Here is a 23196-nt window from a genome sequence, read left to right as displayed (position 1 = left end):
CGTCCTCACGCGTGGCGCCGCGCGTGAGGACGGGACTACACACATGGTCTAGCGAGCCAGCCAGACATCCTCGTACTTGTAGTTGTCATACAGCTTGCCTGGCCCTTTGTAACCGCGCAACTCGGGCCATGCCGCGCCCGGGTATTGGCGGTGCAAATGCACCACTGCGGGCGCCAATTCCATAAGTCTTCGCTGGAGCTGGAAGGCCAAATCCTTGCGCTTGACAGTGTCCACTTCCCGCGACTGCCGGGCATACAGATCGTCTACCTGCTTGTCGCTGAACTTGCCGTAGTTTTCCGAGTTCCCGGTCACGTAGAAGGACAGATACACATCCGGGTCGTCGATAGGGGAGACCGTGGGCATGTCCATCAGGTCGAAATCACCGCGGCGGCCAGCGTCGAAGAAGGTAGCCGGGTAATTGAGGACGCGTATCGTTGACTCAATGCCAATCTTGCGCAACTGAGACGTGATGGCGATCTGCTGCTCCTCGTAGCGGGCGAGGGTGGCCTGGAGGAAGGTAGCCTTGATACCGCCGCCATACCCCGCGTCCGCCAGGATCTTCTTGGCCGCTTCAATATCTTTATCAGTGGGGCCCCGGAAGGGCGGCCACTTCTCCGTAAGCTCGGCGTCCGGGACGCTCCACGGGCCGGGAGCCATGAACCCGCCCTTACGCCCCACGCCCTCGTAGCCCAGGTCAATGACCTTCTGGGTGTCCACTACCAGGGCCGCGGCGCGCCGCACGCGCTCATCGTCAAAAGGCTTTCTCTGGGTGTTGAAGACGAGCCGCCCCATGCAGCCGCAATCGTACCGCCAGACCTGCATCTTCGGTTCCTGCTGCTTGAGGGTATCCGCCTGGCTCTTGGTGATGCCCAGGGTACCCAGGCCCGCGATGGTGACCTGATGCGTCCGCATAGCCGCAAAAGCCGTGGTGGCGTCCCTGATGACGAGGAACTTCATGCTGTCCATGTAGGGCCGGCCCTGCCGGTAGTAGTCCTTGTTCTTTTTGAACTCAATGGACACGCCCTTGCGCCATTCGCCGAAGACCCACGGGCCGCTTCCGACGGGCTTGGAAGTCGCGGACTGGGGGTCTTTCTCCACGATGTGTTTTGGTAGAATCCCGCTGTAGTACCAGGTCACCAGCTTGGCAAAGAGCGGCTTTGGCTGGGACAGGGTGACGCGCACCGTGTTGGGGTCCGGCGCCTCTACGCTCTTGACGCCCGTCCACAGGATCTTCCACGGGGTCGTGATGCCCTCAGGGGGACTCATGATCCGCTCAAAGCTGAATTTGACGTCCGCGGACGTCACGGGCTGGCCGTCGTGGAACTTGACTCCCTTCCGCAGGGTGAACGTCCACGTCAGCCCATCTCCGGAGGAGTCCCATTTCTCCGCCAGGTCCGGGATGATCTTCTGGTCGGCCGGTTCATTGGAGTCCCACTGCATCAGCGTGCTGCGGGGAGGCGTGGCCATCTGAATGCCGATAAAAGAGGTCTCCTGATGAGGGTCCAATGTGCTGGGCTCTCCAGATATCCAGGAGACGAGCGTCCCGCCTGCCTGCGGCTGCTCTGCGGGCTGCGCAGGCGCGGCTGCTGCGGGCGCGGGGGCGGGCGTCGCCGCCGGACGGGCGGGCGCCGCGGTGGGTTGCGCCGGCGCTGGAGCTCGAGGAGCGGGCGCGGTGGGTTGTGCCACGGCTGGAGCCTGGGGCGCGGGCGCCGGCGCCGCCGCGGGCGCGCAACTCGCCAGCACCAGGATTGCTGCAAGCGGCAGGGCCAGGAAATACCGGGGTCGTGTGATGACCATAGCTTCCTCCTTCGCGTTGTGCCTGAAACCGCGTGTCCTCACTACTTCCACCGCCTGAAGCCAATCCCCGAATCAAAAGAGCGTGCTATAGCGCCGTCCTGCTAATGTGCCCTTTCTTGGGACGAAAGCCGTCAAGTCATATACGGGTCGCATACCCGCGAGGTGGCCTGATAATGCCAGATTTCCTACCCCCCGTCAAGGCCCTCACCGGGGATAGATGCGCGCGAACGTATTATTCAGCCATCGCTCATAGCAGCCGCTGATCCGCCCTTCACGGCGCTTTGCCTCCATTATTCCATTGAGGCCCCTCATGATTGTCCTGGTATCGTCCGATGCGAACTCATACAGCGCCATGTAGTCGGGCTCCCCCTCTTTACGGTGGGTGTTCTCATAGCGAAAGCACGAGAGAATACCCGGCGCCTGCAAGATATCTGGAATGTGCGTGTCGTTGTACCACTGGTTGAATTCGGCCTCCCGCGCGGGGTCGGTGCACCGCGACAGGACGAGCAGGATGGCGTGGGGCATCATAGCGGGGCCGGACTGGGCCGGCGCCTGCTGCCCGGCAGGCACGTCTGTGCGGATGCGCCGGAACGTGCTGGTGAAGGGGATGTCAATGCAGTCAATCCACTTCCCTTCCCGCCCGACGCGCTCCCTGTTGGCCCGAAGGTTGAGAACGACCTGGCGGATGTCCTGGTCAATGTCGTACATGGCGACGTACTTGGGCTCCCCGGGACGCTGGTGGGCGCTGGCATAGCGCCAGGCGGCGCGGACGCCGGGGACGGCCATGATTGTGGGGATCAGCGTCCTGTCGTACCACGCGTTGAACTCGGCCTCCCGCGCGGGGTCCGTGCAGTTGGCGAGCGCGAAGTAGAAGCGTTCCGGCATGCGAACAATCATAGGTTGTTTCGTCAGGCCTCCTCTCGTGGGGGTAGCGCGGCGCAAGGCGCGCCGGACTATCGAATCTTCATCCCCTTGATTTCATGCATCAGCACAAGCTCCTCCCGCGCGTGCATGATGACGTTTCCTTCCGCGTCCTCCGTCCAGCTATCGGTCAGGATATAGGGCTTGCCGCGCTTCATGTACTTGTCCACCACGCGCATCCAGCCGGAGAGAGGTTGGCCGAGTTCAATGGGTTTGTAGAACTTCCATTTGGCGAAGGCGTAAAGGGCCTCATTGATGCGGCCATACTTCCATCGCGAGTGGACACGGGCCTGGCACCACGTCTCGAAGGGGTACAGCAGTGGCCCTCCCCAGGGTGATTCCTCGGTGAACCAGCGGTGGTATATCCCCTGGAACGCTGTGTGCTTCTTGTGGCTCGCCTCGCTGATGGTGAAGTCAATGGGCCCCATGATCTCGCCCACGACCGCGGCGTCATAGGTGATAGGCGTGTATTCCTCCGGCAGCCGGCCGGGACCGTACTTGGGCTCCTTGCGCGTCCAGATGCCGTCGTGACTCAACTTCACGGACGGGACCTTGTGCGCGGGCGCGGACGGCCGTGGGACGAGGCAGCTCGCCTTGCCGATGACGCCAGGCTTTCCGTCCTCCTTCGCCATCCATACTTCGAGGCCGAGGCGCACGCCGCGTTCTTCCTCCGTGCGCTCTTTGACGACGGCCCCCGTGGTCAGGAGTTCGCCCTCGTAGATAGGCAGCACCTTGACCTCAATCTCGCCTTCTCCGTACCAGGGCTCGCCGAAGAACTGGATGAGGATGTCAATGATGTGCTCGAAGACGACGTCGCCCTCAACCAACCCGCCCTTGTAACCGAACTGCTTGGCGTAGTCGCGATGCATGTTCTGCTCCCACTGCTCGTTCCAGTCCCAGCGGAAAGCAGCGCGCCACTGTTTGGAAGGAAGGTGATAGTCCACCGGAGTCAATGTTGAAGCAGTCCCCAGGATCATGCGGCTCCTCCTTGTCGAAGTCGAAAGTTGTACTGTGCCTACTGCGTGCGCGAGCTTGGGGCGAACCCTGGAACCATTGGTCAGACAGGATACTTCTTATACAGGTTGCGTGCAATGACTAGCTTCAGGACATCGCTTGTTCCATCGGCGATCACCATGAAGGGGGCGTCCCTGTAGAAGCGCTCAACGGGATACTCCGTGAGATAGCCACGGCCCCCGTGGATGCGCATGGACTCGATGGCGATCTCCGCGCAGGCCTCGGTGGCGAACAGCTTGGCCATTCCCGCCTCCAGGTCGCACCGCTCTCCCATGTCCTTTTTGGCCGCCGCGGCGGAGACCAGATAGCGCGCCGCCTGCAGTCGAGTCGCCATGTCCGCTAGTTTGACCAGAATTGCCTGATGCTGAGCGATGGGTTTCCCGAACGCCTGACGCTGGGACGCAAACCGGAGCGCCGCCTCCAGCGCCGCCTGCGCCTCGCCAAGCGCCCGCGCCGAGACGTGGATGCGCGACAGCTCAAGGCCGCTCATGAGTTGCAGGAAGCCCTCACCCTCCTTGTCGCCCAGGAGGTTTTTGACTGCAACCTGCGCGTCCTGGAAGTGGAGCTCGCACGTGCTCACTCCCTTGTACCCCAGCTTCTGAAGGCTGCGCCCCACCGTGAAACCGGGCGTGTCCTTTTCCAGCATGAAGCAACTGATCCCCCTGTACGGAGGTCGAGCCGCGGTATCCGTCTTGACCAGCGTGGCGAAGAGTCCTCCATGAACGGCGTTAGTTATGAATTGCTTGGTGCCGTTCATGGTGTAGGAATCACCGTGTCGAACGGCGGTGGCCTGCAGGGCCTGGACATCGCTCCCCGCGTTGGGCTCTGTAAGCGCCAGCACACCGATAATCTCCCCGGCGGCCATGCGGGGAAGCCAACGCCGCTTCTGGTCCTCCGTGCCGTAGTGAATCAGGAGGTGAGTGCATCCCGGCGAGTGGAGCATGCCGCTCAGGCTCATCCAGCCGCGGCAAAGCTCTTCCACGACCGTTGCGTATGTCGTCGTGTTGATGCCCAGCCCGCCGTATTCACGGGGAATGGTCATGGCGAAGAGGCCTAGCTCGCGCATGCGCTGGACGAGGTGGGTGGGATATTCATCCCGCTTCTCAAAGGCGCTGGCTACGGGCAACACCTCTTCGGCGACAAACCGGCGCACGCGCGCCACAAGCTGGCCCAACTCCGCTGTGGCGGCGCTGTCCATGCGGACGCTCCCAACCCGAGATGGCCCCAGTGTAGGAGCGAAAGAAGCGCATGTCAAACACCGCGGGGAGTGGCGCAACGTCGTCCCCCGCGCTAGAATGGCGGCGACTTTCGTGCTGGAGGTGCGGCATGCTTCCCTCCGGTTACCAGATTCCCGACCACCTGCGTCTGCTTCAGGCCACGGTGCGCGACTACGTTCAGCAGCATATCGTCCCGCTGGAGCGGGAGCTCGAGACGGACGCCTTCGAGTTGCCCCGCGCGCACTACGAGCGTCTCAGCGCGTTCACGCGCAAGAACGGCCTCTGGTGCATGGATTCCCCCCGTGAGCTTGGCGGGGGCGGACTGGACTGTTTCAGCTACACCGTGGCGCACGAGGAGATGGTCCAGCACCGGAGCGGGCTGTACGGCTCTGGCTACGGCACGTTCGGCCTGCCGCCGCCTCCCGTTCTCTACGAGGGGACTCCCGACCAGATTGAGCGCTATGCGAGACCGACCGTCGCGGGGACTCGCCGCTCCTTCATCGCCATCACGGAGCCTTCGGGCGGCTCGGACCCCGCTCGCGCCATCCAGACGTCGGCGCGCCGCGACGGGGACGACTGGGTGTTGAACGGCGAGAAGGTGTTCGTGACGAGCGGGCTGCAGGCCGACTACGGCCTCGTCTTCGCGCGGACGGACCCGGCGCGGGGCCGCCAGGGCCTGACGTGCTTCATCGTGGAGAAGTCCTCGAAGGGGGTGTCAGTCCAGCCGATGCCCGTCCTGCGCCCCTTTTATCCGGCCCACCTTTTGCTCCAGGACGTGCGTGTGCCCGCCCGCAACGTTCTGGGAGAGGTCAACGGCGGCTGGAGCATCCTGGCGAACAAGTTTCTGGCCCGCGAGCGCATCCCCTACTCGGCGGCGAGCCTCGGCGTGTCCGTCGCCGCCCAGAAGCTGGCCCTGGCCTACGCCCCTCAGCGGAACACGTTCGGGCTGCCTTTGTCTCAACGCCAGGCCATCCAATGGATGCTGGTGGACTCGGACATTGAGATGCGCGCGTGCCGCTGGCTGGTGTGGGATGCGGCCTGGGTGTTCGACAGGGGGGAGGACTTCACCCACGCGGCGGCGGTGGCCAAAATCTACTCTTCGGAAATGTTGGGCCGCGTGGTGGACAGGGCTATTCAGATATACGGCGCCTACGGGGTGAGCAGGGAGCTTCCCCTGGAGCGCTGGTACAGGGAGTCCCGAATCCGGAGGATTGGCGAGGGCCCCAACGAGGTGCTGCGGATGGTGATCAGCAGGCACCTCCTGGGAAAGTAGCCCCGGCTCTCGCGGCGGGCGCGCGACGCTCCGCGCGGGTGCGCGTGCCAACGTGGGGAATCTTCATGTCTGCCTCGTTCTCGTTCGCACAGAATGGCGGAGCGGGCGCTCCGCGCTACGGCCAGTAGAGCTTTCGCGCCGCCTTGCGAAGCTCCGCGCGGAAGTCCGGGTGCGCGACGGCTATCAGCTCCTCGGCGCGCTGGCGCTGGGTCTTGCCGCGCAACTGGACGGCGCCCCACTCCGTGACCACGATGTCCACGGCATTGCGCGGGACCGTGACGATGGAGCCTTCCGGCAGCATGGGGACGATGCGGGACACCTTGTCCCCCTTGGCCGTGGACGGCAGCACCGTCACGTTGCGCCCGCCCTTCGCGAGCACCGCGCCGATGGCGAAGGCGGTCTGGCCGCCAGCCCCACTGTACATGGCGGGGCCGAACGACTCCGAGTTCACCTGCCCCGTCAGGTCCACCATGAGCGCCTGGTTCATCGCCAGCATGTTGTCGTGAGCGGCGATGGTGAGGACGCTGTCCACGTACTCCACGCTGTAAAGCTCGAAGATGGGGTTCATGTGAATGAACTGGATGTCCTCCGGCGAGCCTCCGCCGAAGGCGGTGGCGACGGCCTTGCCCCGGTGCAGCGTCTTGCGGGAGCCGTTGATGACTCCCTGGCGGATGAGGGGAATGACCCCGCGCGGCGTCGCTTCCGAGTGCCAGCCCAGGTCGCTCTTGCCGTCGAAGACGCCGCCCATGACCAGGCCTTCCGAGAAGCGCCCCGCTCCCACCTGCACCGTGTCGCCGTCGCGCACGAAGGCGTTCACGTAGCCGGCCATGCGCTTCATCCTGTCGTCAACGGCGTTGCCCTCTTCGCCCCGGCCCAGCAGGTCATGGCTCTGCACCTGCCTGCCGGAGGGCGTGTGCTCGACGAAATAGTCTATCTGGGAGACATGGATGAAGTTGTCGCCGAACGTGCGGATGACGTTCTTGTTGACCTCAGCGAGCACGAGCTTGGCCCGCTCCGCCTGCTGCTTCTTGTTCCAGATGGAGACGCCCAGGCTGCAGAAGCCATGCTCGTCGGGAGGGGAGACCTCCATCATGAGCACGTCAATCTCCTGGGCGCCGGGGCCGAAGGAGAAGTCCAGGAAGCCCACGGTGAAGTCGCAGCGCCGCTCCTGCATCATCTGGCTCACGACGGGCATCACGAAGCCGATGGAGATGAGGAAGGAGTCCTCCCATCCGGGCTCGTACCAGGGGAAGTCGCGGTGCGGCGTCTGGAGGAAGACGCGGACGTCGCGCAGGTCGTCCTTGCGGGCCATGAGAGCCATGCCAAGCGCCAGCGGCTCGCGGCCCACGGGAAAGACCACGCGGTCACCCGACTTGACGTGGCCGACCGCCTGCTCCGGAGTGACCGTCTTGCGGCGGTACTCTTCCCTCCAGTCCATACGCTCTGAAGTTCTATCGCTTGAGGATGGTAGTCGTGAAGGCCGCCGACTCATTGTCAACAACGCCCCCCACGTTCTCCGTCAACCCGACCTTGGGGTTCGCCACCTGCCGGGGGCCTGCTTCTCCGCGCAGTTGCCAGACGATCTCGCTGATCTGGGCGAGGCCGGTCGCGCCGACGGGATGGCCCTTGGCGGCGAGGCCGCCGCTCGGGTTCACCGGCTTCGAACCATGCAGAGCGGTGACGCCTGTATCAATCAGGTGTTTGGCTTCGCCCTTCTTGCAGAAGCCCAGCTCCTCGTAGATAAGAAGCTCGGCGGGGGCCATGGCGTCGTGGACCTCCGCCACGTCCACGTCTTCCGGCCCGATGCCCGCCTTCTCGTACGCCTGGCGGGATACCAGCGACACCGAGCTGGGCGTCTCCACGTCGTCGGGGCGCCGGAACATCCCGGAGCGCAGGGCGCAGGCGGCCACGTGGACCTGCGGCTTGGAGGAAAAGCGCCGCGCCACCTCTGGGGTGCAGAGGATGGCGGCGGCGGCGCCGTCTCCCATGGACGAGCACATGTAGAGCGTGAGCGGATAGGCGATCATCCTGGAATTCAGCACGTCCTGCACGGTCAGGGGCTTCCGGTGCTGGGCGTAGGGATTCAATGAGCCGTTGTGGCTGTTCTTGACCGTCACCTTGGCGAAATGTTCGGCGGTCACATCATAGTCCTTCATATATTTTTTCAGATTATATTCCGGAGAGATGGCATAGTAGGCCGTGAACTGGATGCCCATCTTGGCGAGCTCGACCTCCGAGTCCGCGATGAGGGCCTGGAGGGACTTGGAGGTGTCGTTCAGGAACATCTTTTCCATGCCCACGGCCAGGGCCACGTCCGCGTTGCCGGACGCCACCTCCAGCCAGGCGCCACGGAAGGCCGTGGTGGCGCTGGCGCAGGCGTTCTCTACGTTGATGACCGGGATGCCGCTGAATCCTGCGTCCCGCATGACCGTCTGGCCCCGCACGCCCTCCTGACCGGTGATCAGGCCAGCCAGCGAGTTACCAATATAGGCCACCTGGATGTCTTTGGGCCCCATGCCCGCGTCCTTCAGTGCGTTCCAAATGGCGGTGCGAGCAAGCTCCTTGAGACTCTTGTCCAGGAACTTGCCGAAAGGATGCATGCCGACGCCGACGACAACCACGTCTCTCATGGCTTGCCTCCCTTGCTGACGGGCCGGAACTTGTACCCGATGACGTCGTTCCCGCCCTCGTCTGTGCGTATCTTCTCGATGACCAGCTCGACATCTTGTCCTTCAACCAGAGCGTCGTCCTTCGGCTCCACGCCCGCGATGAGTGAGAAGATGCGAGGCCCCTTCTCCACATCCACCCACGCCTGAAGATAAGGGGCGGTGAAGCCGGGAGGCGCGACGCGCGCGACGGTGAAGCTGAATACCCTGGCGCGGGTGCTGAGAGGGGTCTCCTTCATGGTATTCTCGCGGACGCACGCGGGACACACGACTCGCTTCGGGAATGCCACGTACCCGCACGCGCTGCACGTGCTCCCTATGAGATAGGCCTTGTCGCCGGGCCCGGAGGAGCGGTGGAAGAGACCTTCCAGGACAAGGACCTCGTTGGTCGCCGGGGGGGTCGGGCTTTTGCCCATGCCGTTCGCCATCGGTTGCGACCTCCTGTGTCGTGCCGCCGCCTCGACTGAGGCGGCGGAGCAATTCGCAAAGTGTTGTCTGACGGGCGCCGAAGCCTACCGGCTGGGGCCCTTTCCGCTTCGCTCGGCGAAAGCCTTCGCCCCCGCCGACGTGTCGCCCAGAGCGGTCCAGCAAAGGTAAGAATAGCGCAGCGCCTGGCGGAAGTCCATGTCCATGGTCGCGTTGATGGACGCCTTCGCCAGCCGCAGGGCGTCCGCGCGCATGGTCGCCAGCTTCTGGCCCAGGGCCGTAGCCTCCGGCAGGAGTTGCGCCTGCGGCACGACGCGGTTGACCAAGCCGATACGCCACGCCTCCCGGCCGTCTATGGGGTCGCCGGTGAAAACGATCTCCTTCGCCTTGGCGGGACCCACGGCCCGCGCCAGGCGCGTGGTGACGCCGGCGCCGCCCAGGACGCCCAGGTTCTTGATGTGCAGGTCGCTTATCTGGGCGGTCTCCGCGGCGATGAGGATATCGCAGGAGAGCGCCAGCTCAAGGCCGCCCGCCGTGCACACGCCGTCAATGGCGGCGATGACGGGCTTGCCGAAGCTCTCCACGCGGTCGCAGAGGGACTGGACCTGATTCTCCACCGGGTCCAGCGTCGCCATCGCCTCCACCGCCGCGACCATGCCTTTCCGCTTGAGGGTGAGCGGACCCTTCTCCGCGATTTCCTTGAGGTCGGCACCCGCGGAGAAGCAGGGCCGGTTGTCGGGCCGGCGCGCGCCGGTAATCACCAGGACGCGCGTCTCCTCGTCGGACTCGACGGCGGTAAGCAGATTGTCCAACTCGGCAAGAAGCTGGGATGAGAGGGCGTTCAGGGCCTTGGGGCGGCTCAGGGTGACGAGGCCGACGCCTTTGTCCCTGGCATAGAGGAGCGTTTCGTACGTCATGTCGCCTTCCTGGTGCTCGTCGAAGGGTGGTGGAGGTCGCTCTGAAAACCGCCGGGGGGTTATCTCGACGAAACCAGCATCAGTCTAGCGCCGGAAAACGATGCCCGTCAAGGCGGGGAGGTTTTCTCGGCGCCTCTCCGGAAATGCGGCTCACGTCCCCATGACATGGACCTCGCTGATATTGATGTTTTCCGGCAGCGTGGCAACGTGCAAGACCAGGTCGGCCACGTCTCCGGGCATAATCCAGCGCTCGCGCCGCTGCACCATCTCCCGGGCCTCCGCGGAGCGCAATAGCGCCGTGTCTACGGGGCCGGGGCACACGAGCGACACGCGAACGCCGGCGGGCGACACCTCGCGGCGCAGAGATTCCGAGAAGCCGAGGACGCCGTGCTTAAAGGAAGCGTGGACGGCCAGATTGGGGGCCTCGCGGCGGACCATGATGGACGCTATGTTGATGATATGTCCGCTCCGACGCTCTAGCATCTTCCCGATGGTGAGGGCGGCCCGGGAGCAGAGATAAAAGGACTTCAGGTTCACCCGCATTGCCGCGTCCCATGCGTCTTCCAGGAAGTCCGCGACCGGACCAATAGGGTAGGCTCCTGCATTGTTGACCAGGATGTCCACCTTACCGAATGTGGAGACGGCCTGCCGAAACAGCGCATCCACCTCTTTGCCATAGCCCACGTCCGCGGGCGCCGCCAGGGCCACGCCGCCGGCAGCGCGTATCTCGCCTGCTACTGATTCAATCTCCTTGCGTGTGCGCGCGGAAAGGACCACGCACGCCTTTTCCGCCGCGAGGCGCAGCGCTATCTCCCGGCCTATGCCCCGGCCACCGCCGGTGACGATAGCTACCTTCTCTTTCAGCCCGTCTAAACCCATACGCTTGTTTTCCTCGCGCTTAGCCATGCGACTCACAGGAGACGACGGAGGCTACGTTGCCGGGGCCCGGCGTTTGAACGCCTCCAGCACCTCGTGAGGAAAGTCGTAGGTGGCTGACGTCATCAGATAAGCATGGCGGACACCCCACTCTTCGGCCTCCTTAAGTTTACGGAACAGGGCCTCATGAGGGCCCAGCACGCCCAGAACGTTGCAGACAGACCGCAGCAAGTCGTCGCTGAGAAAGGATGTAGCCTTGCGGGCAGCCACGGGGTCCTCGGGATGCGACAGGTCGGGATAAATGGCGCGCACCTCTGGCGGGATTTCGGCGAACTCCGGTATACGGAGACCTCCGGCCTTGAGCCAGCGCGCCCGATGCTTCTCCAGCACCCAGTTGGCGCAGACAGGACGGCTTTGCTCCAGGGCAACTTTTTCGTCTGTCGCCAGGGCCGTGCGCAGACAGACCGCCACGTGCAGGTCAGCAGGGTTGCGTTTGGCACGGCGCGCGCCCTCCTCGATATGGTGGTACGCCGTGGCCAGGATGCCGGGACTCATCCCAATATGCAAGAGCACGCCGTCGGCCACTTCCGCAGCGACTTCAATCATGCGAGGGCTTGTAGCCGCTATGTACACCGGGACAGGGAATGAGGGGGCAAAGGCGAGATGGCTTGTGGAGCCGCCCCATTGCACTTTTTCGCCACGCAAGAGGCGGCGGATAGTGAGCACGGTCTCACGCATATGGGCGCTGGTAGCGAGGGGAAGTCCTATGGTGCGTACCGCGCTGTACCCCGTTCCCAGGACGAACTCCACGCGGCCCGGGGCCAGTTCCGCGACGGTGGCCATCGCCGACGCGAGGACGGACGGATGGCGGGTCACCGGGTTGGTGACGGACGCGGTGAGCTTGATGCGGTGAGTCTCACGAGCCAGGACGCCCATAGTGACAAAGGTGTCGCGGACAATCAGTTGAGAGTCAAGCAGGCCGATGCCGTCCAGCCCAGCGCTGTCGCACTGACGTACGAAATCCACTACCTGAGGTATTGGCCGACACGCAGGAATCCGCACGTCCACCCGCAAAGCCATGGCGCACCTCCGCGGTCTTTCTTCTTAGATGCCTGCTCTACTGCGTTACTTTTAGCAGGCATCTAAGCGTTTGTCAACCACGGGCGGGCACGGCTGCTTTCCTGAGGCTCGTACGTCTCGGCGTTCCCGTGCCGTCGCATGGGACGAAGCGGCTTGCGTTCTGGTTGAATGGTCATCCTTTCCCCTACGCATATGGCGGACGATCAACCCAAGGGCAAGAGAACCCCTGACAGTGACCAGGCGCGGCTGAACAAGTTGCAACCAGGGCCTGGAGGCGTGGCTGGGCGACGCGGATACACTGCTAACGACAGCAGCAATCCTTTTGCCATCATTATTCGGAGTCTGGGAGCGATATCCGCTGCCTTGACGACCGCGAACATGCAGGGTATAGTGGCGTCACTACAAGTACGGGCGTCTGGCTGGCGTCGTTCTTGGCTTGGCATCAAGGGTCATGTGGTCGCGCGCTCTCCACGGCCATTTCAGTGCGGAGTCAAAGTGCAACAACAGCCTAAAATACTATGAGCATGAATCTAGCGTTAGACGGGAAGGTTGCCCTGGTGACAGGCGCCGGCGAGGGCATCGGCAGAGCGGTGGCGCACGCTCTCGCTGCGGAGGGCGCGAAGGTCGCAATCTGTGGACGCACTCTGTCAAAGCTCGAAGAAGCCGCTGACGCTATTGCGAAAAGCACCGGCGCGAAGGTCTTGCCCTGGGTGGCCGACGTGACGAAGCCAGAGGATGTGGAGCGTTACGTACAGGCCGCTCGGGACCAGCTTGGCCCTCCGGCTGTGCTGGTGAACAACGCGACCATCCCTCTGTACGGTACGTTTGAGACCTTGCATGACGACGACTGGTGTCGATACTTCGACGTGAAGGTCATGGGCTACGTCCGGTGCTGCCGCCTTGTTCTGCCGCTGATGCAGGCCCAGGGATGGGGTCGCATTGTCAATATCGCGGGCGTGGCGGCGCGCCTGCCCAGGGCCACCTCTTTATTGAATGGCGCGTTCAACGCTGCGCTGGTCAACTTTACGAAGGTGCTGTCCACAACAGCCGCGCCATACGGAGTCACGGTCAACGCAATCCATCCAGGGGCTACCGCAACCAAGCGCCTCGGCTTGAACATTGCAGCGCGAGCGCGGGCGGCGAAGACAAGCGAGGACGCCATCCGAAAACATATGCTGGAAGACATACCCATCGGGCGGTTTATTCAGCCGGAGGATATAGCGGCGCTGGTCGTCTTCCTGGCGTCCCGGCAAGCGTCCGCCATAACCGGACAGACCATCGCTGTCGACGGAGGGGCCGTGCCCTGCGCCTATTACTAAGCTGGCCAAAGGAGCCGAAGGAGAGTGCCATGATCCGTTCGATTGGTCGCCTGCTCATCTCGGTCTCAGCAGCCTTCGTGTTGATTGCGGCAGCGTGCGCGCCAGCGGCTCCCCCACCACCTTCCGCGCCCGCGCCTGCCGCGGGCGTCACCTCCCCACCCGCGTCACCCACCCCAGAGCAGGCGCGTCCGACGCCCCTTCCCGGCAGAGCGCCAGTTGCGCCACCTGTCCTGGCGCCAGGGACGGCGCCCACGCCGACGCCGCAGGCCCAGCAGATCAAGCGCGGCGGCGTCCTTACCGGCTATCACCAGACCGTTATCCAGAACATAGACATGCACTCGGCGTCGTCCCTGCAGGTGCTTTCCATCGCGGGCAGCTCCTACAACCAGATGCTGCAGTACGACTACCAGGGGAGCTGGCAAATCGTGCCGGACATGGCGGAGAAGTGGGAGGTCACTCCGGACGGCAAGACGTTCACCTTCACCTTCGCCAAGGGCGTCAAGTGGCATGACGGCGTTCCCTTCACAGCCGAGGACGCCAAGTTCACGCTGGACCGCATTGCCAACCCGCCGAAGGGCATCGCCAGCCCGCGCGCCAGCTCCATCGAAGGCATCCAGAAGATGGACACGCCCGACCCGAACACCCTGAAGGTCACCCTCTCGTCCGTGAACGCCGCCTTCATCCCCATCATCGCAAGCGGCTTCTTCAAGCTGATGCCCAAGCATATCCTGGAGAAGGACCCGGGCGCTCTGAAGACAAAGGCTGTTGGCACAGGACCTTTCAAGGTCATCAAGTACGAGCCCGGCGTCGTGACCGAGTCGGTGAAGAACCCCGACTATTTCGTCAAGGGCTTGCCTTACCTGGACGGGGCGAAGTTCCTGACCATTCGAGACTCGGCGACGCAGTTCGCGGCGCTCCGGACCAAGCGCGTCTTAATCACCGGCCAGGGGAGCCGCGGCCTGTCGCCCGCCGAAGAGCAAGTGATCAATCGAGAGAAACTCCCCATTAAACTTTTCTACTATTTCTCCACGCGGGGGCAAGGCGTTGTCATTAATCACACGCAACCTCCCTTCAATGACCTGCGGGTCCGCAAGGCGCTGGCGCTGGCGATGGACCCCCAGGAAGTCATAGACACCGCTGTGGAAGGACAGGGCAAGGTCATTGGCGTCATGTCAGTGGACGAATGGGGCATGCCCCGCGCTGAGCTGATGAAGCTGCCCGGTTACCGCAAGCCATCCCCGGCGGACCTGACAGAAGCGAAGAGGCTTCTGGCCGAGGCGGGGTACAAGGACGGCATCAAGACCGTCATGCCCCTGCGCTCCTTTGAAATAGAGATCAAGATAAGCCAGGTGCTCCAGCAGCAGCTAGCGCGCATCGGTGTGGACGCGCAGCTCCGACCCATGGACGACGCCGCCTTTTACGATTCCATGGAGCGCCGCGACTGGGGCCTGGGCTTCCTCTCCATCTCCGAGGCTGTTGGCGACCCCAACATGCTGCTCCTGCCCTACTGGAAGACAAACGGCTCCCGCAACTATGGCAAGTTCAGCGACCCAGAGGTGGACAAGCTGCTGGACGCCCAGTCCGCTGAGTTGTCCCAGCCGAAGCGGCTTGAGTTGGTGCAGAAAGCCGAACGCATTCTTATAGACAAGGTGGCGGGATTCGAGGTCTCTCCGGGCAAATACATTGTCGGGATGTGGAAAGAAGTCCAGGGCTACTTCCCGCACGACGTGTACAACTCCCACCGTCTTGACTGGGCATGGCTGGACCAGTAAGGCGCCGGTACGCCCGCGGGGACAGGCCTGTGCCGCCGGACTGGAGGTAGGTGCTCGTGCGCGCGTACATCCTCCGCCGGCTCCTGATGTTCGTTCCCGTGCTCATGGCGGCGTCGGTGCTCATCTTCGCGCTGATGCGGGTGCTTCCCGGCGACGTAGCCGTCATGATTCTGGTGGGCCCGGGCGGTGAGGGCCAGGCGTCGCCGGAGGCCCTCGCCAAACTGCGCGCGGACCTGGGCCTTGACCAGCCTCTCTTTGTCCAGTACGTCGCGTGGCTGAAGGACGTCGTCCAACTGAATCTGGGGACTTCGTACGCCAGCAGCCGGACAGTCGTTACGGAGCTTTCCCAGCGCCTGCCCATCACCGTCGAGCTTGCGTTCCTCGCTATTATCATGACGATGCTGATCGCCGTGCCCGCGGGCGTCGTGTCCGCCATTCGTCAGAATACATGGCTGGACTATCTCTTGCGCGTCGTCAGCGTGGCGGGGTTGACCATCCCGACGTTCTTCACCGCCACGCTGCTTATCCTCTGGCTGGTCACCTCTTTCCGCTGGCTGCCGCCCATTGAGCTGGTGGGACTGTTCAACAACCCTGTCGAGAACCTGACACAACTTATCTGGCCCGCCGTGATGCTGGCCTTCTACCACGGGGCGGTCATCAGCCGCATGACCCGGTCTCAGATGCTTGAGGTACTGCGTCAGGACTACGTAAGGACGGCATGGGCCAAGGGCCTGGAAGAGCGCCTTGTAGTAGTCCGCCACGCGCTGCAGAACGCTCTGTTGCCGGTAGTGACCATTGCGGGGCTTGAGTTCGGCGTGCTGTTGGGGGGCACCGTTGTGATGGAGACGATTTTCGTGTTGCCGGGCGTCGGCAGCTACATCGTGGAGTCCATTCGCGCCCGCGACTATCCCGTGCTGCAGGCCATCATCCTGATGATGGCCCTCTCGTACCTGGTTATCAACCTTGTTGTTGACCTGTGCTATGCATGGCTTGACCCTCGAATCCGGTATGCGTGACCGGGGAGACCAGGGACCAAAATGAGCGCGCAAGGGTCGGCATTAGCGCGGGGAACGGCGACCGTCCGGCAAGGGCGTCGCGGCTTCTGGGGCATGGCGTCCAAGTTCTGGCGCGACCAGCCGCTGGGCGTCATTGGCGCCGCGCTCGTGCTGCTCATGGTCCTGGTCGCGGTGTTCGCGGAGGTCATTGCGCCGTACAGTCCGCTGGAGACCCATCGAGGCGTGTCTTTCGCTCCGCCCAGCCTGCGGTTCTGGCTGGGCGCCGACGAGCTGGGCCGCGACGTGCTCAGTCGCGTCCTCTACGGAACCCGCCTCTCCCTCTACGTGGGGCTTGTGTCGGTGTTACTGGGCACCACGATTGGGGCAGGTGTGGGAGTTGTCAGCGGCTACATGGGCAAGAAAGTTGACATCTTGCTGCAGCGCATTATTGATACGGTGATGGCGTTCCCCACGCTCATTCTGGCGCTGGCCATAGTGGCCGTCCTGGGACCGTCCCTGAACAACGTCGTGATCGCTGTATCCGTGGTGCTCATCCCACGTGGCGCACGGGTGCTCCGCTCCGCGGCGCTGTCGGTGAAGGAGAACCCGTACATCGAGGCGGCGCGCGCCATCGGGTGCAGCAATACGCGCGTCCTGCTCCGCCATGTGCTGCCCCAGTGCATGGCGCCTTACATCATCGTGGCGACGGCGGCCATTGGCTGGGCGATTACGGTGGAGGCCACTCTCAACTTCCTGGGAGTGGGCGCGCCGCCGCCGACCCCGTCCTGGGGGGCCATGCTCTCCGGCGCCGGACGCCAGCATCTGGAGACGTCACCGTGGATTGCCATCTCTCCCGGCGTCGCGCTGAGCCTCACCGTATTTGGGTTCAGCCTGCTGGGGGATGCCCTGCGGGACGTCCTGGACCCACGCCTTCGCCGCGCGTAGGCGGGCGGAACACAGCGCCTTCCGCCGCAGCCCGTCGAGGCTCTTCGGGCGCGAGAGGCTCCACCAGGATGCCATAGACATCCGGCCTGCGGTCCCGAAAGTACGGAAAGATGGTCCGCGCCTTCAGTAAGTCTTTCTCCTGAAGCGTCACCCGCACGACTTCCTCGTCTTCCGTATCAGACGCCGCCAGCAACTCGCCGCCCGGTGATCCGGCCGCGCTGTGCCCGCTGAAATGGACGCCGCCTTCCTCTCCCACGCGTCCGCAAGAGAGGAAGAAGTTGGCGTTCTCCAGGGCGCGCACATAGGAGAACATGTGCAAGCGGTGCGGCCCCTTGCTGTTGCCTATGCGCGGATTGGCCCAGACAGAGCAGACGATCTCCGCCCCTTTGAGCGCCTGGGCGCGGACGATCTCGGGAAAGCGACTGTCATAGCAGATGAGCAGGCCAAGCCGACCGATATCCGTATCAAAGACCTGTGCGCTGTTGCCCGCGTAAAAGTACTGCTTCTCGTCCCTGCCGAGGTGCACCTTGCGATGGACGCCCACGATACCCGACGGGCCTATCAACGCCGCCGAGTTGTACAGCGTGCCCGGAATAGTCGGATGGCGCTCCGCTATGCCCACTACTATGTGGGTATGGAAACGAGCCGCCACGTCGGACAGAGCCAGGGTGGTCGGGCCAGGTATGGTCTCCGCGGCGCGGACGTACTGGACGGCGGCGTCCACCTCCTCCGCGGTCGCTCCGGAGGCGCGAGGGCGCGGCGGAATGTAGCCAATGTTGGCAAGCTCCGGGAACAGGATAAGGTCGGCGCCCTCGCGCGCTTCGTCCTCCGCGAAGGCGCGCATCCGGTCAGCGTTGCGCTCCCGGTCGAGCCATCGGGGGTTGAACTGGACGAGGGAAGCGTGCACTACGGCTTTCACGGATGTGCTCCCAGGTTATGTCTTCCGGGCAGCTTCCCGCCTTGCGACCAGTCCCAGGAAGTCTCCGGCGCCCTTCAGTTTTTCAAATCCGCGGACTGCGCCCTGAACGCTGCCCAACTGCTTCTCGCTCATGCCCATCAACGGCTTGAGCCGTATGGCGAGTTCCTCCTCCTCCTTGACTCCCCAGAAGAGCTCCTTCTTATCGCTCTCTCCTTCGATGACCTTGCCGTTCTTGAGCCGGACGGTAATCTTGGGATGATAGATAGGGCGATGGATGTTGGAGTGAAGCTGCACTTTCTTGAGGGTGTTGAATACCGCCAGGTCCTGCGACGCGGCGGCGTCCGTGCCCCCTCCGGCGACCACGGAGCCAATGATATAGTTTTGCCAGGGCCGCGCCTGGGGAAAGTCTCCGGCGACGGCGGCGATGGAGACGAAGTACTCTATCAAGCCCACGACCGTCCAGCGGCGGGCGAACTGCGGGTGCGGATAGCGAGTCTCATAGGGACTCATCTCGATGTCAATCCGCGTGATCTGGTCTGGGGTGAACTTGTGCTCCTTCACGAGGCGGGCCATCAGCATAATGGGAAGCTGGTTGAAACCAGCGCAGGGATATCTCTTCGAGGTAATGTTCAGAAGCTCAAAGCGCTTGCCCAAGTCCCCCACGACCGTGCCATAGTCCCATTGGTACTTGCCGGTGAACGCGTTGTAAAAACCGGCCTCCCCTTCAATCGCCTGTTCGGTCGTCGTGAAGCCCTCCCGGGCCATCAGGCTCGCCATGATGCCGCTGCGCGTCGCGTGCGCGTCCTGGAACATGCTCTCTCCCGAGCCGCTGCGCGGTCCCTCCGCCGTGCCCGCGGCGAACGTCGCGGCGAAGCCCAGAGCGTCCCGCAGTTGGTCCTCGTTCAGGCCCATGAGCTTCCCCGTCGCAGCGGCCGCGCCGAAAACGCCGAAGAGCGGACTTGCGCGAAAGCCGTGGGCATGGGCGTCCAGGACGTACTCTTCGTTGCTGGCGAGACGCGTCAGGACCTCATAGCCGGCGGCCAGCGCCACGAGCACGTCCTTACCCGCCACGCCATTGTTCTCCGCCACGGCGAAAGTGGAAGGGAGCACCTGTGCGCTCGGGTGGATGAGCATGCGGTAAGAGTCGTGCTGATTTCGACAGGAAAACATCATGCTGTTGACGAAGGCAGCGCCGAGCTTGGACGCCTTCGCGTTCGCTCCTAATATGGTGGTGTTGCCAGGCGTACCTTTCTCTTCGTTGAGGATAAGACGCTTGCCCGCCTGCACCATAGGGTGTTCATAACCGGCGAACGCAGTGCAAACGCCATGAAGAATGCGTCCTTTGACGCGGTCCATGACGCCAACGGAAAGGTCCTTGTACGAGAGCTTGTCAACGAAACGGGCTAGCTGGCGGCTGACAGACGCGTACTCCATGCGGGATCAATCCTCCGTAAGCAGTTTATGGGCGTGCCGCGTGACAGGAAACCCGTGAATCACCCGCACCATAGCACGGGTGGACACCAACTCCTTCTTCCCATGCCACCGTTCCGCCACGGGTGGCTATTGTGTGCTTTACTCGTGCAACACTGGTAGCCTGGTGTATGGCTTCGGCTTATTTGTCCAACCAGACGTTGGTCCACTTCAAATTGGAGTAGAGGGTCCCCGGCCCCGCGTAGTTCTTCACAGCGGGACGAGCGGCGTGCAGGTATTGTCTGTGCACATGCTGGTTAGGTGGCACTCTCTCCCGACTTTCGGTGAATTTGCTTTATCACCATCGCTGGGTTGCCAGTTACGAGCACATATTGTGGAATATCCTGTGTCACAATAGAGCCAGCTCCGATAACTGCTCCATCACCTATCGAAGTGCCAGGCAAAACTACTGAATTTGCGCCTATCCAAACGTTTGCTCCAATGAGAATATCTCCTTTGATTTCGTCTCCCATATGATAAGGTACGTTTATGTTGTAATAATCATGATTGGATGAGATGATAACAACGTTCATTCCCGACATGAAGTTTCTTCCAATAGTGATATTTCCCTGACCACCAATCCAGTTGTTGTATCCCACATAACTAAAGTCCTTTATTTCAACCTTGGAGCCTTTTGCGCTAATATGCGAATATCTCTTAACAGCTACATTATTCCCAATTCGTAATACTCCGTCGGGTCCTTCACTCTTGAGATAGCAGAGGGGATCAATCCAGCAATTATTCCCAACATGGATGTTGGAAACACCTATGAGTGTGACTGATAAGGGTATTCTTGTTTGGTAAATGCGCTTCGAAAGTTTAAATAGAAGAGCTTTCATCTTTCAATGCCTCTGCAAGTAAGGTCGTATTTTTTCTCTCTTTAGCCAACTTGATCAGAGATACTAGTTGTGCTTCATACTCCGATTTGACTCTGAAAAGAGTAATAGGACCCGAATGTGTTGCCGGTGTCGAATCTGCAAAACTTCCAACCAATCTAGTCGGAGGCGAACCGGAGATGTGATAGGACATTGTTCCCCTTGTAATGGAGTTTTTCCTCCTAATACCGTTTGTTACATACATGAGGGTTAATCTGTCTCCAATGATTATGGAGACCTGTGATTGCCAGCTTGAACTAAACTCTTGGTTTGCCCGATAGCTTTCTCCTGATATCGTCACCCCTTCGTAAGACGAAACAACCCTACAAGGGCCGTGCCTGATAGCTTCAAGCGAGGAATCGCATTCATTTATCGCGAAAATTTGGTACCAATCTCCGTCCATCATGAGGCGCCGGTCAAATATCCTAAAAAAGTATCTTGCATAGAGCGAAAAAAGGACCGAAAAGGCAATGGAGTAAACGCTTAGGGCGGCAAGGAACTCAACAATTAGTTTGGCCCACCATGGATTTGTAGTAACCTGTGCTAGTAGCTGGTCGTGAACGAGCACATAAAAGAGTAGAGCACCGGTAAAACTATACGCAGCGATTCGCGATATTGCTTTTCTGGTATCCATCTTCTGAATTCCCTGTTATGCGATGAGACGTAACGCCCCTTAACGGGGCGGCTGCTGCATCCGCGTGTTCGACCGCCGCAAGCGGTCGGGCGAACAGTATCTTTTGTGCGGATCGTGTGTCGGCATCATACTATCAACCTGCCTTACGGCGCGTCAAGGCCGATACCTTCCGCGAATTCCTGGGGTGTCAGGCCGCCCAATGGGCTGTGGGGTCTGCCGCCATTATAGTCATTCCGCCACGCCTTGCCCTATCCCATGATGGTCGTTTCGACGAGTACATTTGCCGCGTCCTGGCACCGTGGTACTGAGAACCGCAGCCAGGCTGATTCAGTCTTCGGTAGCGCAAGAGTGCGGCAAAGGACACCATCGAACATTTTGCATGCCATAATACGGTGCGTACGCAAAACTACCACTGCCATCCGTTGATGTCAAGGCTTTGTACTGACGGAACTATTTTTGAGGTTCCGTCAGTAGGTGTGTAAACGTGTTCAGGCAGCGAGCTCCTGTAGCACTTCCTGTTTGACCTCGATCCCGCCCTGGAACTGGGCCCCCAAGTAGACCTGCTTCATCCGCTCCGGGGCATTAAGCCTGCGGAACCGGCCCTCCGCCAGCAACAGCATCTTGAAGATCACTGCCGTAGCGTTCTCCACCTTCTTGAACCACTTGGCGGCATCCGTCCTTAGCCGCAGGGTGGCAAAGGGCGACTCGATGGGGTTGGTGGTCCTCAGGCGCCTCCAGTGGTCTTTGGGGAACTGGTAGAAGCTGACCATTTTCCCCCAGTCCCGCTCCAGGGTTGCGGCCGCCCCTTTATAGTCCCCCTTAGCACACCACTGGACAAACTGCTTCCGCCCCTGTTCTGCCTGGGCCAGGGTTGGAGCATAGGCGACCTTCTGGAGCTGTCCTTTAGCTTCCCACTGCACCTTCTTGGGCAGCTTATCCAGCACATTGACCATCTTGTGGTTCCAGCACCGTTGCTCACAAGCTTCTGGGAATACTTGCCCCAAGGCCCCCCACAGCCCTAAGTTCCCATCACCTACCACCAACTTGGGGCGGTCCATCCCCCGGCCTTTCAGGTCTCTGAGCACCCCCAGCCAACTCTCGGTGGACTCCCGATAGCCGGACTCCAGGGCAAGGAGCACCTTCCGCCCATCGCTCAGTCCCCCCAGCACCACCAGCAGGACTGCCTTCTCCTTTTCCAGCCCGGCCTTCACGTACACCCCGTCCACCCACAGATAGGCCACCTCCAGCTCAGCCAGGCTCCTTCCCTTCCACTCCTTCAATTCCCCCTGCCACTTCTCCTTGAGGCGGGCCACCGTACTGGCGGATATCGGGGCATCTTCCCCAAGGAGGCCCCGCAGCGCCAGGTCGAAGTCCCCGGCGGCCAGACCGTGCAGGTAAAGCTCCGGGATAAGCTGGTCCACTTCCCGGGTGCGCCGGGCGGAGAGGAGCAGCACCCGGCTCTCAAAGCGCTGTTCCAGGCCCCTGACTCTGGGCCGGCGCACCTTGATGGCGCCGCAGCTCAAGGTCAGCCTCCGCTCTTTGCCATAGCTATTGCGGTAGCCTGGGCCCGACTCGTCGGGATCCACTGCCTGGCGCCGCGCTGATTTGCCGCGTCCCAACAGCTCGGTGACCTCCTCCTCCAGCAGGGCTTGCATCAACTCCTGTACCTTCTCACGCACCCATTCCTCCAAGTGGTCCCAGGTGACCCTTGACGCGCCTTGGCTTTCCGTGCTTAGCTTTCCCACAGCGGTGAGTTCCTCCTTCCTCGTGTTGCTTGCTAGCAGGAAGGATACTCGCCGCCTTCACTCATTTACACACTTTTTGATGATACCTCATTGAGGAACGCAAAGACCGTTACGATCACCTATTGAGTCGAATTGCTCTCCATCCTCTTCCCAAAGGTGTAATCGTTCGACCCTACAACAGCACGTTTGAGACTGTATGGGGCGATACGATGGATAAGCTGGAGACTACGGGGAGAATACTGGAACCCGCGCTAGTACTCAGTCACGCTGAAATTGAAGGGTAAAGATGGCGAAGTCGGTGGCGTGCATCCTTTGCAGTGAACTGCCAGTGGATG

At 62.0% G+C, this 23196-nt stretch carries 20 protein-coding genes; 5 read left to right on the top strand and 15 right to left on the bottom strand.

Annotated elements, in window-relative coordinates:
- Nucleotides 1–48 precede the first annotated feature (48 nt).
- The 4 genes from Q7T26_03535 to Q7T26_03520 form a co-directional block, all read right to left on the bottom strand.
- Nucleotides 49–1797, bottom strand: a complete 1749-nt coding sequence (locus tag Q7T26_03535) for an ABC transporter substrate-binding protein (GenBank protein ID MDO8531230.1) — start codon at nt 1795–1797, stop codon at nt 49–51.
- A gap of 204 nt (nt 1798–2001) precedes the next feature.
- Complete coding sequence (locus tag Q7T26_03530) at nt 2002–2694, bottom strand: hypothetical protein (protein MDO8531229.1); 693 nt, start codon at nt 2692–2694, stop codon at nt 2002–2004.
- A 56-nt stretch (nt 2695–2750) separates the two neighbouring features.
- Nucleotides 2751–3695: a hypothetical protein gene (locus Q7T26_03525; GenBank protein ID MDO8531228.1), complete on the bottom strand. Its 945-nt coding sequence runs from the start codon at nt 3693–3695 to the stop codon at nt 2751–2753.
- An 80-nt stretch (nt 3696–3775) separates the two neighbouring features.
- Nucleotides 3776–4930 carry an acyl-CoA dehydrogenase family protein gene (locus Q7T26_03520; GenBank protein ID MDO8531227.1) on the bottom strand — a complete coding sequence of 385 codons (1155 nt, stop codon included), beginning with the start codon at nt 4928–4930 and terminating at the stop codon, nt 3776–3778.
- Nucleotides 4931–5058: 128 nt separating this feature from the next.
- Here Q7T26_03520 and Q7T26_03515 point away from each other — a divergent pair, with 128 nt between their 5' ends.
- A complete protein-coding gene (locus tag Q7T26_03515) occupies nt 5059–6222 on the top strand; it encodes an acyl-CoA dehydrogenase family protein (GenBank protein ID MDO8531226.1) in 1164 nt (387 codons plus the stop codon).
- Nucleotides 6223–6337: 115 nt separating this feature from the next.
- Here Q7T26_03515 and Q7T26_03510 read toward each other — a convergent pair whose 3' ends face one another.
- The 6 genes from Q7T26_03510 to Q7T26_03485 form a co-directional block, all read right to left on the bottom strand.
- Complete coding sequence (locus tag Q7T26_03510; protein ID MDO8531225.1) at nt 6338–7660, bottom strand: acetyl-CoA hydrolase/transferase C-terminal domain-containing protein; 1323 nt, start codon at nt 7658–7660, stop codon at nt 6338–6340.
- Between the two features lie 13 nt (nt 7661–7673).
- Nucleotides 7674–8852: a beta-ketoacyl synthase N-terminal-like domain-containing protein gene (locus tag Q7T26_03505; GenBank protein MDO8531224.1), complete on the bottom strand. Its 1179-nt coding sequence runs from the start codon at nt 8850–8852 to the stop codon at nt 7674–7676.
- Nucleotides 8849–9316, bottom strand: coding sequence for a Zn-ribbon domain-containing OB-fold protein (locus tag Q7T26_03500; GenBank protein ID MDO8531223.1), 468 nt, complete (start codon nt 9314–9316; stop codon nt 8849–8851). The genes Q7T26_03505 and Q7T26_03500 overlap by 4 nt, the downstream gene beginning before the upstream one ends.
- A gap of 84 nt (nt 9317–9400) precedes the next feature.
- Nucleotides 9401–10231 carry an enoyl-CoA hydratase/isomerase family protein gene (locus Q7T26_03495; GenBank protein MDO8531222.1) on the bottom strand — a complete coding sequence of 277 codons (831 nt, stop codon included), beginning with the start codon at nt 10229–10231 and terminating at the stop codon, nt 9401–9403.
- Nucleotides 10232–10381: 150 nt separating this feature from the next.
- Entirely contained in the window at nt 10382–11110 is a 729-nt protein-coding gene (locus Q7T26_03490) for an SDR family oxidoreductase (protein MDO8531221.1), read from the bottom strand.
- A 51-nt stretch (nt 11111–11161) separates the two neighbouring features.
- Nucleotides 11162–12187: an LLM class flavin-dependent oxidoreductase gene (locus Q7T26_03485; GenBank protein MDO8531220.1), complete on the bottom strand. Its 1026-nt coding sequence runs from the start codon at nt 12185–12187 to the stop codon at nt 11162–11164.
- A gap of 524 nt (nt 12188–12711) precedes the next feature.
- Here Q7T26_03485 and Q7T26_03480 point away from each other — a divergent pair.
- Genes Q7T26_03480 through Q7T26_03465 form a run of 4 tightly spaced genes read left to right on the top strand, consistent with a single transcriptional unit; the run spans nt 12712 to nt 17218 of the window.
- Nucleotides 12712–13506: an SDR family oxidoreductase gene (locus tag Q7T26_03480; GenBank protein ID MDO8531219.1), complete on the top strand. Its 795-nt coding sequence runs from the start codon at nt 12712–12714 to the stop codon at nt 13504–13506.
- A gap of 29 nt (nt 13507–13535) precedes the next feature.
- The gene (locus Q7T26_03475; protein MDO8531218.1) at nt 13536–15278 is read left to right on the top strand and encodes an ABC transporter substrate-binding protein; all 1743 of its coding nucleotides are present in this window, start codon (nt 13536–13538) and stop codon (nt 15276–15278) included.
- Nucleotides 15279–15334: 56 nt separating this feature from the next.
- The gene (locus Q7T26_03470) at nt 15335–16294 is read left to right on the top strand and encodes an ABC transporter permease (GenBank protein ID MDO8531217.1); all 960 of its coding nucleotides are present in this window, start codon (nt 15335–15337) and stop codon (nt 16292–16294) included.
- Between the two features lie 21 nt (nt 16295–16315).
- Nucleotides 16316–17218 (top strand): ABC transporter permease, encoded by a 903-nt coding sequence (locus tag Q7T26_03465; GenBank protein ID MDO8531216.1) that lies wholly within the window; start codon nt 16316–16318, stop codon nt 17216–17218.
- Here the strand turns inward: Q7T26_03465 and Q7T26_03460 are convergent.
- From Q7T26_03460 to Q7T26_03440, 5 genes are all read right to left on the bottom strand, one after another.
- Nucleotides 17160–18137, bottom strand: coding sequence for a carbon-nitrogen hydrolase family protein (locus Q7T26_03460; GenBank protein ID MDO8531215.1), 978 nt, complete (start codon nt 18135–18137; stop codon nt 17160–17162). The two genes, Q7T26_03465 and Q7T26_03460, sit on opposite strands and share 59 nt — an antisense overlap.
- 15 nt (nt 18138–18152) lie before the next feature.
- On the bottom strand, nt 18153–19571 hold the full coding sequence (locus Q7T26_03455; protein MDO8531214.1) for an MmgE/PrpD family protein: 1419 nt from the start codon (nt 19569–19571) through the stop codon (nt 18153–18155).
- 293 nt (nt 19572–19864) lie between these two features.
- A complete protein-coding gene (locus Q7T26_03450; GenBank protein ID MDO8531213.1) occupies nt 19865–20446 on the bottom strand; it encodes an acyltransferase in 582 nt (193 codons plus the stop codon).
- On the bottom strand, nt 20427–21116 hold the full coding sequence (locus tag Q7T26_03445; GenBank protein ID MDO8531212.1) for a hypothetical protein: 690 nt from the start codon (nt 21114–21116) through the stop codon (nt 20427–20429). Before Q7T26_03445 ends, Q7T26_03450 begins: the two co-directional genes overlap by 20 nt.
- A gap of 488 nt (nt 21117–21604) precedes the next feature.
- On the bottom strand, nt 21605–22861 hold the full coding sequence (locus Q7T26_03440; protein MDO8531211.1) for an IS256 family transposase: 1257 nt from the start codon (nt 22859–22861) through the stop codon (nt 21605–21607).
- Nucleotides 22862–23196: the final 335 nt, after the last annotated feature.

Source organism: Dehalococcoidia bacterium (assembly GCA_030648205.1).
Classification (GTDB): Bacteria; Chloroflexota; Dehalococcoidia; order JAUSIH01; family JAUSIH01; genus JAUSIH01.
This window is presented reverse-complemented; position numbering and strand designations above follow the sequence as displayed.

Excerpts from the sequence above, each read along its gene's own strand:
- Q7T26_03515 (MDO8531226.1), top strand. The coding sequence starts at position 5,059 with ATGCTTCCCTCCGGTTACCAGATTCCCGACCACCTGCGTCTGCTTCAG.
- Q7T26_03490 (MDO8531221.1), bottom strand. The coding sequence starts at position 11,110 with ATGGGTTTAGACGGGCTGAAAGAGAAGGTAGCTATCGTCACCGGCGGT.
- Q7T26_03520 (MDO8531227.1), bottom strand. The coding sequence starts at position 4,930 with ATGGACAGCGCCGCCACAGCGGAGTTGGGCCAGCTTGTGGCGCGCGTG.
- Q7T26_03445 (MDO8531212.1), bottom strand. The coding sequence starts at position 21,116 with ATGGATACCAGAAAAGCAATATCGCGAATCGCTGCGTATAGTTTTACC.
- Q7T26_03465 (MDO8531216.1), top strand. The coding sequence starts at position 16,316 with ATGAGCGCGCAAGGGTCGGCATTAGCGCGGGGAACGGCGACCGTCCGG.
- Q7T26_03530 (MDO8531229.1), bottom strand. The coding sequence starts at position 2,694 with ATGATTGTTCGCATGCCGGAACGCTTCTACTTCGCGCTCGCCAACTGC.
- Q7T26_03510 (MDO8531225.1), bottom strand. The coding sequence starts at position 7,660 with ATGGACTGGAGGGAAGAGTACCGCCGCAAGACGGTCACTCCGGAGCAG.
- Q7T26_03525 (MDO8531228.1), bottom strand. The coding sequence starts at position 3,695 with ATGATCCTGGGGACTGCTTCAACATTGACTCCGGTGGACTATCACCTT.
- Q7T26_03495 (MDO8531222.1), bottom strand. The coding sequence starts at position 10,231 with ATGACGTACGAAACGCTCCTCTATGCCAGGGACAAAGGCGTCGGCCTC.
- Q7T26_03480 (MDO8531219.1), top strand. The coding sequence starts at position 12,712 with ATGAATCTAGCGTTAGACGGGAAGGTTGCCCTGGTGACAGGCGCCGGC.
- Q7T26_03475 (MDO8531218.1), top strand. The coding sequence starts at position 13,536 with ATGATCCGTTCGATTGGTCGCCTGCTCATCTCGGTCTCAGCAGCCTTC.
- Q7T26_03500 (MDO8531223.1), bottom strand. The coding sequence starts at position 9,316 with ATGGCGAACGGCATGGGCAAAAGCCCGACCCCCCCGGCGACCAACGAG.
- Q7T26_03485 (MDO8531220.1), bottom strand. The coding sequence starts at position 12,187 with ATGGCTTTGCGGGTGGACGTGCGGATTCCTGCGTGTCGGCCAATACCT.
- Q7T26_03535 (MDO8531230.1), bottom strand. The coding sequence starts at position 1,797 with ATGGTCATCACACGACCCCGGTATTTCCTGGCCCTGCCGCTTGCAGCA.
- Q7T26_03505 (MDO8531224.1), bottom strand. The coding sequence starts at position 8,852 with ATGAGAGACGTGGTTGTCGTCGGCGTCGGCATGCATCCTTTCGGCAAG.
- Q7T26_03455 (MDO8531214.1), bottom strand. The coding sequence starts at position 19,571 with ATGGAGTACGCGTCTGTCAGCCGCCAGCTAGCCCGTTTCGTTGACAAG.
- Q7T26_03450 (MDO8531213.1), bottom strand. The coding sequence starts at position 20,446 with ATGAAAGCTCTTCTATTTAAACTTTCGAAGCGCATTTACCAAACAAGA.